Source organism: Marinobacter sp. G11, from assembly GCF_021282325.1.
Taxonomy (GTDB): Bacteria; Pseudomonadota; Gammaproteobacteria; order Pseudomonadales; family Oleiphilaceae; genus Marinobacter; species Marinobacter vinifirmus.
This window is the reverse complement of record NZ_JAJSPB010000004.1, coordinates 71,922-84,662: the sequence shown is the minus strand read 5'-3', so window position 1 is coordinate 84,662 and position 12,741 is coordinate 71,922. Positions and strand designations below refer to the sequence as shown.

Sequence of the window (12,741 nt, the reverse complement as noted above, 5' to 3'; positions counted from 1 at the left end):
ACCATTGTCAGACCGGGGTCAGATCAGGTCATCATCGTTGTTGCGGGCCTGGCGGACATCCCGGGCTACCGCGCCGCAGATCACGCCCAGCACCACCAGGGTGATGGCCGGCCACACCAGGATATAAGCACCGTAAACCAGTTCGTTTGTCATTTCGCACCCTCCGGAATCAGGCCGGCAGTGCCTTCACTGTCGGCGTCGTCATAGTCACCAACCCGTTTCTTGATCAGGTCGAAGTCAAAGCGTTCTTCCTTGCTGAGCAGGGTCATGGCGGTACACACCACGGCACTGGCACCGTAGGCCGTCAGTGAGGCTACCAACACCATGTAGTCCCTCAGGAACCCGGTGGCGAACATCAGCATGGCCACCAGTGTTATGGCACCGGCAACCAGTCCTGCCGCGCGGCCAAAGAAACCGAACACCATCATGCCGATCACCACGGCTCCGCCGACAGACGCCAGGATCTCGAAGGCCAGTACGGTCATACCGGTCATTTCCAGCAGCTCAAAGCGGGCAATACAGAACAGCGCCATGGCCACCACCACCGACCAGGTGAAGGCGGAATTGGTGACCCTGTCCCAGTAGCAACTGACGATCACCGGAAACACGATGGCACCCCAGAGTGCGCCGACGAACACCAGCATCACCAGGATATCCAGCGAGAAGCTGGCAAAGATCAGCCCCGCCACGGTAGCCACAATCATGGTGATGCGGCCAACCAGCATCATCACTTTCGGGTTTGGGTTGTCCTTGGCGATGTTCTTGCCGTAGACATCCGCCATCATGATGGTAGACAGCGCGGACAGGTCAGAATCCGCGGTGGACGACAGCGAGCCGATCACCAGGATAAAGAACAGGGCCACGAAGAACGGCGACAGGTAGGTAGACACCATCTGCGGAATCAGGTTATTCATCTTGCCGTCGATGGGCTCTACACCAACCGACAGCGCCATCAGGCCAATCATGCCCAGGCCGATCACAATTGCACCGTAACCGATGGTGGCGGTCACGAAGGTAGACTTGATGTTCTTCTCGCGCACCGCAAACAGGCGCTGGGAAATGGTCTGGTTACCGATGGCATAGGCCAGAACCGCCACAAAGAAAGGTGCGCCCTGGTTCATGATGGCTTCCACCGAGAACAGGTTGGCCTGCTCGTCGGTCATCTTGCTCAGGCCTTCCACCATGACGCTGGGGCCGCCTGCAGAGTAGAGAACCGCAGGGATAATAATAATGGCAATCGCCATCAGCGCCACCAGCTGGGCAAAGTCGGTAAACACCGAGGCCCGGAAACCGGACGTCAGCGTGTAGGCCAACACGCCCACACCGGCCACAATCACACCGGTTTCGAAAGACAACGGCGACAGCACCGACACCAGCGCACCGGCGGCCGTGAAGTTGACCATCAGGCTGATAATGCTGCCCAGCACGTTGGACCCGGCCAGGATCAGCTGGCTGGAAGAACCATGACGGGCGTGGATCAGCTCACCCAGGGTATGGCCGTTGGGGGCCAGCTTGCGGAACCGGCGGCCGAAGGGGTAGATGAACAGGATCATCAGCGCGCCCCAGAGGCCATAATGGATCGGCCCGGACACCCCGTAGGTGTACCCGGAGGTGGCTGCCGCGTAGAAAGACGCAGCCCAGATCCAGGTGGCGGTCATACTGGCCGCGCCCATACCGAAACCGACATGGTGACCGGCTACCATAAAGCCGGAGGTATCTTCTTTTTCCTTGCGAATCAGCAAGGTAAGCAGGTAGGTACCGCCGTAGAAGGCGGCAAGCAGTAACAATACGGTGATTGTCGAAAATTGGGTAAATCCGTTCTCGTTCAAATCTCAACCTCTGTTCAAAACGACAGAAACCCACCGGCAGTCTGCAACGCACAGGTTGCTCGCCAGGGTGGAGCCATTCGTCTGGAAAGTCCGCACACGCGGAGGTGTTGCAGCGGGGCAACGAAAGGTGGGCAGGGGCGCCCGGAGGTCAGACTTGCTAAGGGAAGCTCAGATGGGCCAGCTGGCCACGAAAGTCTTTAGATGTCATGGTATTTTCTGTCCTCTTCACCACAAATAGAAACAGCCCGGAGGAGGGAGCGCCAAACCATACGCATTTGGCACCCCCTAGTCCAGTCTTTAGAGGACAGAATATTAGTGTACGATCAGATAATCCGTGAGAACCGCTGGCTGGCGCCCTCTTTACGGTACAGATCGAAGATCTGGCAAATGGCCCGGATCAGCAGCCGTCCGGCCGGCTGAACCTGCAGCACGGAACCGGAATCCGCAATCAGCTCGTCCTGGATCATCGGCTTCAGGCGGCTCATTTCATCCGCGAAGTAGCGGTCGAAATCTTCGTTCCATTTATCGGCAAACTGCTTGCGATCGAGCCGGAACTGGCAGATCAGCTGGCCGATCACCCAGCGGCGAATACGGTCGTCGCGGGTCAGGCCTACGCCACGGATGATGGCCAGCTGGCCGGCATCGATGGACGCTTCCCACGACGGCAGGTCGTGGTTGTTCTGGAAGTAGGCATCGTCGGTCTGGCCGATAGCAGACACACCCAGAGACACCAGGTCGCAATCAGAGTGGGTGGTGTAACCCTGGAAGTTCCGGTGCAGGCGGCCTTCGCGCTGGGCCACCGCCAGGCTGTCGTCCGGCTTGGCGAAGTGGTCCATACCGATGTATTCGTAGCCGGCTTCCAGCAGGCGATTGATGGTGTTGTGCAGAATGGTCAGCTTCTGCTGCGGGCTCGGCAGGGTGTCAGCCTGGATACGGGTCTGCGGGTAGAACCGGTCCGGCAGGTGCGCGTAGCTGAACACCGAGAGGCGGTCCGGAGACATCTCGATCACCGACTCCAGGGTTTCGGCAAAGCTTTCCGGAGTCTGGTGCGGCAGGCCGTAGATCAGGTCCAGGTTGATGGAGCGGAAGCCGATACGGCGGGCTTCGTTCAGCACTGCTTCGGTCATCTCCCGGGGCTGGATGCGGTTCACCGCTTTCTGCACTTCCGGGTTCACATCCTGCACGCCCAGGCTGATGCGGTTGAAGCCCAGTTCCCACAGGGTCGACAGGGTATCTTCGTCCACTTCACGGGGGTCGATTTCCACGCTGTAGTCCCGCTCATCGCCAGACTGCAGGTTAAACAACTCACCGTAACCAGCCATCAGGTGCTGCATCACATCCCGGGGCAGGAAGGTGGGTGTGCCACCGCCCCAGTGCAGCTGCTGGACGGGCCGGTCGGCACCGAACAGTTTCGACTGGATGGCCGCCTCTTTCAGTACCCGCTCAACATAAGGCATGGCCTTGTCGCGCTTCTTGGTAATCACCTTGTTGCAGGCGCAGTAGTAGCAGAGGTGCGCACAGAACGGCAGGTGGGTGTAGAGCGAGATTGGCCCGCCGGAGGCCTTGCTGCGGCCTGCCGCTTTAACCATGTCTTCAATGGAATAGTTCGGGGTGAACTCCACCGCCGTGGGGTACGACGTGTAGCGTGGGCCGCTCAGGTCATAGCGGCGGATAAGCGCCTCGTCCCAAATAAAAGCGGGCAGGTTGTTTGCTGCAGCAGTATCAGAAGCCATAGTAAAACTCTAACGTCGAATAGGATTGGCAAGCCGGAAAGCGCGGATTATGCCTGACCGGCGACAGTCACTGTTTGATGCGAATCAGCTGAGTGTACCAGCTTAACCAATGAACCACCCTTGCGCCCATGGCGTATTCTGCCTACCTCTAAAGGATAAACTCAGCCGGAGCCCGACATGGCCAATCTCATCCTGATTCTGGGCGATCAGCTCAGCCCCCGACTCTCTGCCCTGGATGGCGCAGACAAGGAAAACGACCTGATCGTGATGGCCGAAGTTCACAGCGAAGCCAGCTACACCAACCACCACAAGAAGAAGCTGGCATTCATATTCAGCGCCATGCGGCACTTTGCGCAGGAGTTGGAACGCGAAGGCTGGCGGGTGCATTACCAACGCTACCACCCGGACAACCCGGCTCAATCTGTTGAACAGGTGATAGCGGAGCTGGCCCGGGAACACCGACCGGAACGCGTGATCACCACGGAGTGCGGTGAGTGGCGTTTACACAACCAGGTCAGCCAGTGGCATAAAACGCTGGGCCTGAATGTCGAAATCCGCCCGGATACCCGCTTCGTGTGCGCCATTGACGAGTTCGCCCGCTGGGCCGAGGGCAAGAAACAGCTGCGCATGGAGTTCTTCTACCGGGAGATGCGCAAGAAAACCGGCCTGCTGATGACGCCAGATGGCCAACCCGAAGGTGGCCACTGGAACTTCGATGCGGATAACCGCAAGAAATGGACCGGCAAACCTCCTGCCCCGGCTCCGTTCCGGGAGGAACCGGATGCCATCACCACTGACGTAATCGAACTGGTGAACGAGCACTTTTCGGAACATTTCGGCACCACAGACGACTTCCACTACGCCGTCACCGCCGAACAGGCCCGCCAGGCCCTTGGCCACTTTGTCGACTTTGCCCTGCCCTGCTTCGGCGACTACCAGGATGCCATGTCAGACAACGAAGACTGGCTGTTCCACTCCATTCTGTCGCCCTACCTGAATACCGGGCTGCTGGAGCCGACGGAGGTTTGCGAGGAAGCGGTACGAGCCTGGCACGCCGGCCGGGCGCCACTGAACGCCGTGGAAGGCTTTGTCCGCCAGGTCATCGGCTGGCGGGAATTCGTGCGGGGCATCTACTGGCTGCTGATGCCCGCCTACGCCGAGGAAAACCGCCTGGGCAATACCCGGGAGCTACCCTGGTTCTACTGGACCGGCGATACAAAGATGCGCTGCATGCACAAAGCCATCGACGCCACTGCCCGTAACGCCTATGCCCACCACATTCAGAGGCTGATGGTGACCGGCAACTTTGCCCTGCTGGCCGGGGTGAAACCGGAAGCCATCTGCGACTGGTACCTGGCGGTGTATATCGACGCCTTCGACTGGGTGGAACTGCCCAACACCCTGGGCATGGTGATGCACGCCGATGGCGGCTACCTGGGCTCCAAGCCATACGCCGCCAGCGGCAAGTACATCCAGCGCATGTCTGACCACTGCCAGAACTGCCACTACCGGGTGCAGGACGCCACCGGCGATAAGGCCTGCCCGTTCAACAGCCTGTACTGGCACTTTATCGACCGGCACCGGCAGGATTTTGCCAACAATCCGCGCATGACCATGATGTACCGGAACTGGGACAAACAAGCCCCGGAACGCCGGCAAGCGATTCTGGCCCGGGCCGACGAGCTGTTAAAGGACATCGAAAACCTGTGAACCGGGGCCCCGCTGCCAGCAGAAATATTGGGCAATCACTGCTATGCTTCTGGCACTTTTCACAAATTGGTCACAGGGATGCTCGCCAAACTATGCAGATTCGGTCTCTGACAATCGGATTGTTTCTGGCTGTGGCTGCCGCCCAGGCGGCAGCGGACCATCGGGTTTACACCCTCTACACCTTTCATTCCCCGCCCTACCAATACGCCAATGAGACACCCAATGGCCCGGAGGTTGCCGGGGAAACCGCAGACACCATACGCTGCGCCATGGAACAGGCCGGAGCCCATACCCAGATCAGACTGGTCCCCCAGAACCGCGCCCTGTATTCGCTGAAGCGCAACCTGGTGGACGGCTACTTTGCAGTCGACCGCTCACCGGAGCTGGACCAGAGCGCCTGGGCAAGCCACCCGGTTGCCCTGGAGAAATGGCACTGGTTCTACACCGGCGAGCAACCGGTACCTGAAAACGCCCGCATTGGCGTGGTGGGTGGCAGCAATGAAGAACTCTGGCTGAGGCAGCAAGGGCTCGAAGCCTTTGTTGCTGTGGGCAGCGCCAGCCAGTTGCCGGCATTGCTGAAACGAAAACGCATCGACCTGGCCCTGCTGGACGAGCGAGTGATGTCCGGGCTGCGGGAAAACCAGCCGGAGCTGCATCAGGGTATTCAGCACACCTTTCTGCGCTACGCCCCGTTACACCTGTACCTGAACCCGCAATTTGTCACCCGGCACCCGGATTTCATGAACCGGTTTAACCTCAGCCTGCCCGCCTGCATGGGTTCCCAGACACAATTATCCGGCGAGGAGCACCAGCAGGTAACCAGGATAGCCGGAGAACTGGCCCGCAGCCTGGCAGGCGAGGTAGACCTGCAAAGAGCCCTGCACCAGGGCAGCCACTACAACACCGTTACCGACATCCTCACCCAGGACACCGTCTGGCAGGCACTGGCCCCGGCCAGCATGACACCCCTGGCCCGCCAGATCCTGGAACTTCCAGCCTCCCGGGCCCTGGCAAACTGGCAGTCGAAGCAAACCCCTCTGGTTACCGAGATTCTGTTGATCGACAGCCAGGGTGCCCTATCAGCCATGAGCCAACTGTCCTCCGATTACTGGCAGGGGGATGAAGCAAAGTTCCAGGACCTGGTTGAAGAAACCAGCCAGGGCTTAACCCGCAAGCAAGACTTCTGGGTATCCCCGATTCGCTACGATGCATCCACCAGCCGGTTCCAGGTGATCGTCAGCTTTCCCCTGCCGCTGGACGAGCCGAACAACGGCGTAGAAGGCGTATTGTCCATCGGGCTTGCCATCGAAGAAGCCCTGAAAGGCGCCAGCGATTAAGGCGGGCCTACCTCACAGGCCAGCACCAGCGCCCAGAACTCCGAGAAATAATTCACCACCACATCCGGTTTATCCGGATGTTTGTGGGTGCCCGGAAAAATCCGGTTCAGCCATGGCAAGTCCCACTGGGCACCGTTAAAGAATACCGCCGTCATCCCTGCCCGCTTGGCCGCAATCACATCCGTGGTGGAGTCTCCCACGTACCAGACGCTGGGGTCCGGCGGGTAATCCAGTTTCTGTACCGCCAGTAACAGCTGGTCCGGGTGCGGTTTGCGCAAGGGGGTGTCGTCGCCGCAAACATCCACCTCAAACAGGTGGGTCCATCCGGTGTCTTCCACCGCTGCCAGTTCGTGCTCGAAAAACTCCCGGTCCCGGTTGGTAATTACCCCCACCTGGATGCCCAGCCGGCGCAATCCCTCCAGCACATCCCGCACCCGGGGCTCGAATGCTTTCACCGTACCGTAGTGGTTACGGTAGTGATGGTTGAAGGCCTTGTGGGCAATCTGCTTGGCGTCCTGGTCGTCGCCGAACAGCACTTCAAAAATATCCGTGCGGGAGATTTTCCGGTCTGCCTTCACTTTCGGGTGTAGCTTGGCAAATTCCCGCACGTACGCCACCAGCCGGGCATCTTCCGGGGTCTTGCTGTCTTCCGGCGCCACCATCCGGTCCATCAGTCCCAGCTTGTGGAAGTCCGGCAACATGTCGTCCACGGCGTGGTACATGGCATCGAGGGTATCCACCAGCGTGGCGTGCCAGTCGAAGATCAGGACCGATGGGGGCTGCAGTCCTTCGTTCAGTTTGGTCATAAGAAAACCTTTGCCGTTTCAGTCACGTATATCCATCAAAACCCATACCCTCAGTAAAAACCAAAAACCGCGGATGCACAAAAAACCACACCTACCCGAAAAAACCTGCCCGGTCTGCCAGCGCCCCTTCACCTGGCGCAAGAAGTGGGCAAAAGACTGGGACAATGTTCGCTATTGCAGTGAACGCTGCCGCCGCGCCCGGAGCACGCAGCCATGACCACCGTGGCCTGGTTCAAGCGTGATCTACGCACCCGCGATCACGCCCCGCTGGTGGCTGCCGCGACTCTGGCTGAACCGGTGATTCCGTTGTACGTCATTGAAGACGAATACTGGCAGCAGCCAGACACCAGCGGCCGGCAATGGGGTTTTATCCGCGACTCCCTTGATGATCTGGATCGACAATTGCGAACAGCGGGCAACCAACTGGTAGTCACCCGGGGGTCGGTTATCGAAGCGCTCCGTCAGCTCAAAGCCAGCCATGGCATCCGGAGAGTGTTTTGCCATCAGGAAACCGGCGGCCAGTGGACCTTCGAACGCGACAAGGCTGTTCTCCAGTGGTGTTCCGACAACCAGGTGGAGTTCAGAGAGTGGAACCAGTTCGGCGTGATTCGCCGGCTTAAAGACCGGGACATCTGGGACAGGGCCTGGACAGAACTGATGAGACAGCCCGCGCTTGAGGCACCCCGCCGCCTACCCGCTGTCGGCTCTATTCCGTCTGTGGCATGGCGTAGCCTTGAACCGGGCGCCACCGGAGCAGACCCGTGCCCGGGCCGGCAAACCGGCGGCAGCAGCCCCGGTGAGAAGTTACTGGCGTCGTTTCTGGAACGCCGGTGCGTGGGTTACCAGTACAACATCTCCAGCCCGAACACGGCGGTTCGCGCCTGTTCCCGGCTGAGCCCCCATATCGCCTACGGCACCGTCAGCCTCCGGGAGATCTACCAACAGGCCAAGGCGGCCGGCAATCATCGGAATACCCTGCCCCGGAAACAGAAAAGCCTGACCAGCTTCCGCTCCCGTCTGCACTGGCATTGCCACTTCATCCAGAAACTTGAAGACGAGCCGGAGCTGGAGTTCCGCGCCATGCACCGGGAACTGGAGGGCATGAAAACCGGGCCGAACAATTCCGAACGGCTACAGCGCTGGCAGCAAGGGCAAACCGGTTGGCCTTTGGTGGATGCCTGCATGCGCAGCCTGCAGCACACCGGCTGGCTCAACTTCCGGATGCGGGCAATGCTGATGGCCGTGGCCAGCTATCAACTCTGGCTGCACTGGCGTGACCCGGCCCTGCACCTGGCACGACTGTTCACCGATTTCGAGCCGGGCATTCACTATTCCCAGGCCCAGATGCAATCCGGCCTGACCGGCATCAATGCCCTGCGAATCTACAATCCGGTGCTGCAAAGCCAGAAGCTGGACCCGAACGGCGAATTTATCCGGCGCTGGATTCCCGAGCTGGCCGGGGTACCCCGGGAAATGATCCATACCCCCTGGTTGATGACGCCCACCCAGAAAGCGAAGTTCGGCGGCAACACCTACATTGCCCCGGTGTGCGACCATGAACAGGCGGCCCGGGCAGCGCGCAAGGCGGTGGGCGACTTCCGGAAACAACACATAAGCCGGGAAGAGACTGGCCGGGTACTGGATCGCCACGGCAGCCGCAAGGGGCCGCATCAAACACGGCCGAAAGCGGCAGCCAAGCAGACACAGGACAACCAGCTGTCTTTATTTGATTAAATCACTCAACGGAAAAACAACAAACTCCAAGTTTGTTTACCGCCCTCTCTGGCTCTGCGCCTGGTGCTCCAGCATTTGCTCCATCATCAGTTGCATATGCTCCATACGCTGCTCCATCATTTCCAGGCGCTGTTCCGGATCCATACCGGCACCGCCGGAACGGGGGCCCATACCACCGGCCTGGCCTTTGGGCTGGTTACCCATGCCCTGACCACCATCCGACGGCCCCTGGCGCTGTCCCATCATGCCCGGGCCTGCGCCTCCACGCATCAACTGCATGTGCTGCTGCATGGACTCCATGTGCTGCTCGCGGATACGCTGGCGCTCGGCGTCGGACTTGGCGTTGCGCATTTCCTGCATCATCTCCTGCATCTGAGACATGTTCTGATGCATTTGCTGCATCTGTTCCTGGTTCATCATGCCCCCCTGATTCATCATGCCTCCACGGGGCATTTGTCCAGAGTTGCCCTGGGCAAAAACCAGCAAGGGGGCTGAAACCAGAACGGAGCATGCGACTATTCGCGTAAACCTGTTCATGAGATCCTCCTCTTCATCATTATTGATGAGCATCTCTTACAGTTAAGACCATGATCCTTCTTTGCGCAAACTGTCTTGACCCTGCAGTAACTAACAGGTTTTCTAATAGGATGACCCGATTCATGAACCGGAGCTATGAATGAGCACTTCCTGCAACAACTGCTGCAGCAACAGTAAACCTGCAGCAGGCGAAACGGCCCGGAGCGATATCAATGACGCGTCCGGCGATTGGCTGAGCACCTACCGGATCCCCAGGATGGATTGCCCCTCCGAAGAGCGGATGATTCGCATGGCGCTGGGCGGTTTCAGCGCCGTTCAGGGCCTGTCGTTCGATTTGCCGGGCCGCACCCTTGAGGTACTGCATAACGGAGAGGCCTCGCCAATTACCGACAAGCTCTCCACCCTGGGGCTCGGAGCGGAGCTCCGGGATACCCGCAAGGCCAGTACGGAAACCATTCAGGCAGCTGCCGATTCCGGGGCAAGCCAGCAACAGGAAGCCGGCACGCTTTGGATCCTGCTGGCCATCAATGGCCTGATGTTCGTGTTTGAGATGGTGATGGGGCTGATCGCCCAGTCTGCCGGGCTGATAGCAGATTCGCTGGACATGTTTGCAGATGCCGCAGTCTATGGCCTGGCGCTTTACGCCGTGGGCCATGGCGTGAAGATGCAGGTGCGGGCAGCCCATGTTGCCGGCATTTTGCAGCTTATCCTGGCGCTCGGGGTGTTGCTTGAGGTGGGCCGGCGGTTTGTCTTCGGCAGCGAGCCGGAGTCCACGCTGATGATGGCTATCGCGGTAGTCGCCCTGATCGCCAACACCGCCTGCCTGCTGCTGATTTCCCGGCATCGTGAAGGTGGCGCCCACATGAAGGCCAGCTACATCTTCTCCGCCAACGATGTGATCATCAACCTGGGCATCATTGTTGCCGGCGCCCTGGTGGCCTGGACTGGCTCCAATTATCCGGACCTGGTCATCGGCACCATTGTCGGCTTCATTGTACTGAGCGGAGCCCGGCGCATCCTGGCACTGAAGGGCTAAGCCGCCGCCAGAACATTCCCCAAACGAGGAAACCATGCACAGCCACGACCATAGCCACGGCCACGATCACAGCCACCAGTTCGACACCCACAACCGCGCCTTTGCCATTGCGGTGATCCTGAACACCCTGTTTGTAGTGATTGAAGCGGTGTACGGCGTGCTGTCCGGCTCCCTGGCGCTGATTGCCGATGCCGGGCACAACCTGAGTGATGTGATGGGCCTGCTCCTGGCCTGGGCCGCAAGCTGGCTTGCCAGCAAAGCGGCCACCACCAGCAAAACCTATGGCCTGAAGAAAACCACCATCCTGGCAGCCTTGTTCAATGCCCTGATTCTGATTGCCGCGGTGGGCGGTATCACCTGGGAAGCCCTCCAGCGGCTCGGCAATCCGGGAGAAATCGCGGGCCTTGTGGTGGTTGTGGTGGCCGGCATCGGCGTTGTGATCAACGGCATCACCATGATGCTGTTCATGAAAGGCCAGAAGGGTGACCTGAACATTCGCGGGGCCTTCCTGCATATGGCCGCCGATACTGCGGTATCGGTCGGGGTGGTGATTTCAGGCACGATACTGATATTCACCGACCTGGCCTGGATCGACCCGGTGATCAGCCTGATTATTGCCGTGGTGATCTTCCTGGGTACCTGGCAGTTGCTGAAAGAATCCATCAACCTGGCGCTGGATGCCGTTCCCAGGGGAATCGACCCGGCTGCCGTGCGGGAACACCTGGAAAACCTGCCCGGCGTGCAGTCTGCCCACCACCTGCACATATGGGCCTTGAGCACCACCGAGAATGCCCTGACGGTGCACCTGGTCAAGCCAGATCCCGAGGGCGATGACGAGGCCATCCACCAGGCCTCGTCCATGCTGGCGGCCGAGTTCAACATCCATCACACCACCATTCAATGGGAGCGGGGCGGCGCCCCTTGCCCGAACGGGACAACCCACTAACGGATGCCCTAGAACGCCAGTGAGATCATCACCGGGATAAACGCCAGTGCAAACAGCGTCGTCAGCAGTACCGTGCCCGCGGCTTGCCTGGGCGAAGTATCCAGCAGGGTAGCAATCACCACCGTGTTGGCCGCGATCGGTGTAATGGAAATCAGGAACATGGCCTGGTGCACGGCCGGCTCGTAGACGCCCAGAATTGTGGAATCGACCCACCAGAACAGGATCGCCACCAGCGGCCAGACCACAAACTTGCCGAAAAACGCCAGCGCCGTGAACCGGACGTTACCCGCCAGCCCCCGGAAGCTGGTAATGCTCATGCCAATAATCATCATGCCCAGCATGCTGTAGGCGCCGCGCAGGTTGTCGAACAACGGCACGAAGATATCCGGAATGCCCACCCCCGCCAGGTTCAGGGCCACGGCCGCCAGGAAAGCGTACACCGAAGGCAGCTTGAGCACCCGCCAGAGCGCATCCTGGATACTGTATCGGCCCCGGGCCGCCAGGTAGAAGCCCACCGAGTTCTCGAACAGGGTGGTGCCCAACATGCACACGATATAAAGCCCCAGCCCTTCTTCTCCGAACAGCAGCAGCGCCACCGGCACCCCGAAGTACCCGGTATTACCGGAACCCACGCACAGGGGGATGATGTTGGCACTGCCATCGGTAAGGACTTTCCTCGCCAGCTTCAGCTGAACAATGCCCAGTAACGAGGAAATTCCAAACACCAGGAACGGCAACAGGATGACTTCCGGCGACAGCGGCGCCGCCATGACACCGGAAAACACCACAGACGGCGTGACGATGTAGAGCATGATGCCGGCAATGTGCCGGCCGCTGGCCTCCAGGTAACGGCCGGCAATCCAGCCTAGCCCAACCGTGACGTAAAGCGGGATCAGCTTGAAGAAAAGGGCAAGTGCAGCGGCCATCGACACTCCATATGGGCAGATTGTTTACAGACAGGACGGCGGCGAAGTCTAACACCTACCCATCTGGAGGTAACTCCCCGGCGCAATAGAGAAACACCGGGCATTCTTTGATAATCATCAACAGCATTAGGAATGCATCTTTATATC

The 12,741-nt window shown here is 59.6% G+C and carries 12 protein-coding genes; 6 read left to right on the top strand and 6 right to left on the bottom strand.

Annotated elements, in window-relative coordinates; all coding sequences use genetic code 11:
- Positions 1 to 18: 18 nt before the first annotated feature.
- From LWH94_RS03975 to hemN, 3 genes are all read right to left on the bottom strand, one after another.
- Positions 19 to 153, bottom strand: coding sequence for a putative transporter small subunit (locus LWH94_RS03975; RefSeq protein ID WP_213016947.1), 135 nt, complete (start codon positions 151 to 153; stop codon positions 19 to 21).
- The gene (locus LWH94_RS03970) at positions 150 to 1,829 is read right to left on the bottom strand and encodes a sodium:solute symporter family protein (RefSeq protein ID WP_094623709.1); all 1,680 of its coding nucleotides are present in this window, start codon (positions 1,827 to 1,829) and stop codon (positions 150 to 152) included. The genes LWH94_RS03975 and LWH94_RS03970 overlap by 4 nt, the downstream gene beginning before the upstream one ends.
- Positions 1,830 to 2,152: 323 nt before the next feature.
- A complete protein-coding gene (hemN, locus tag LWH94_RS03965) occupies positions 2,153 to 3,562 on the bottom strand; it encodes an oxygen-independent coproporphyrinogen III oxidase (RefSeq protein WP_058341702.1) in 1,410 nt (469 codons plus the stop codon).
- Positions 3,563 to 3,739: 177 nt separating this feature from the next.
- On the opposite strand from hemN, the gene LWH94_RS03960 reads away from it, so the two are divergent.
- Positions 3,740 to 5,272 (top strand): cryptochrome/photolyase family protein, encoded by a 1,533-nt coding sequence (locus LWH94_RS03960; protein ID WP_232901318.1) that lies wholly within the window; start codon positions 3,740 to 3,742, stop codon positions 5,270 to 5,272.
- Positions 5,273 to 5,364: 92 nt separating this feature from the next.
- On the top strand, positions 5,365 to 6,609 hold the full coding sequence (locus LWH94_RS03955) for a substrate-binding periplasmic protein (protein WP_232901317.1): 1,245 nt from the start codon (positions 5,365 to 5,367) through the stop codon (positions 6,607 to 6,609).
- On the opposite strand, the gene LWH94_RS03950 is transcribed toward LWH94_RS03955, so the two are convergent.
- The gene (locus LWH94_RS03950; RefSeq protein ID WP_232901316.1) at positions 6,606 to 7,415 is read right to left on the bottom strand and encodes an HAD family hydrolase; all 810 of its coding nucleotides are present in this window, start codon (positions 7,413 to 7,415) and stop codon (positions 6,606 to 6,608) included. The two genes, LWH94_RS03955 and LWH94_RS03950, sit on opposite strands and share 4 nt — an antisense overlap.
- 73 nt (positions 7,416 to 7,488) lie before the next feature.
- Here LWH94_RS03950 and LWH94_RS03945 point away from each other — a divergent pair, with 73 nt between their 5' ends.
- Together LWH94_RS03945 and LWH94_RS03940 are read left to right on the top strand one after the other, a co-directional pair.
- The gene (locus LWH94_RS03945; RefSeq protein ID WP_081697541.1) at positions 7,489 to 7,632 is read left to right on the top strand and encodes a DUF2256 domain-containing protein; all 144 of its coding nucleotides are present in this window, start codon (positions 7,489 to 7,491) and stop codon (positions 7,630 to 7,632) included.
- Positions 7,629 to 9,149, top strand: a complete 1,521-nt coding sequence (locus LWH94_RS03940) for an FAD-binding domain-containing protein (RefSeq protein WP_232901315.1) — start codon at positions 7,629 to 7,631, stop codon at positions 9,147 to 9,149. The genes LWH94_RS03945 and LWH94_RS03940 overlap by 4 nt, the downstream gene beginning before the upstream one ends.
- A gap of 36 nt (positions 9,150 to 9,185) precedes the next feature.
- On the opposite strand, the gene LWH94_RS03935 is transcribed toward LWH94_RS03940, so the two are convergent.
- On the bottom strand, positions 9,186 to 9,587 hold the full coding sequence (locus tag LWH94_RS03935) for a DUF4175 domain-containing protein (protein WP_227508328.1): 402 nt from the start codon (positions 9,585 to 9,587) through the stop codon (positions 9,186 to 9,188).
- Between the two features lie 238 nt (positions 9,588 to 9,825).
- Between LWH94_RS03935 and LWH94_RS03930 the strand changes: the two genes are divergently transcribed.
- Positions 9,826 to 10,722 (top strand): cation transporter, encoded by an 897-nt coding sequence (locus tag LWH94_RS03930; protein WP_232901314.1) that lies wholly within the window; start codon positions 9,826 to 9,828, stop codon positions 10,720 to 10,722.
- Positions 10,723 to 10,756: 34 nt separating this feature from the next.
- Positions 10,757 to 11,668, top strand: coding sequence for a cation diffusion facilitator family transporter (locus tag LWH94_RS03925; protein ID WP_232901313.1), 912 nt, complete (start codon positions 10,757 to 10,759; stop codon positions 11,666 to 11,668).
- A gap of 8 nt (positions 11,669 to 11,676) precedes the next feature.
- Here LWH94_RS03925 and LWH94_RS03920 read toward each other — a convergent pair whose 3' ends face one another.
- Positions 11,677 to 12,594, bottom strand: coding sequence for an AEC family transporter (locus tag LWH94_RS03920; RefSeq protein ID WP_232901312.1), 918 nt, complete (start codon positions 12,592 to 12,594; stop codon positions 11,677 to 11,679).
- Positions 12,595 to 12,741: the final 147 nt, after the last annotated feature.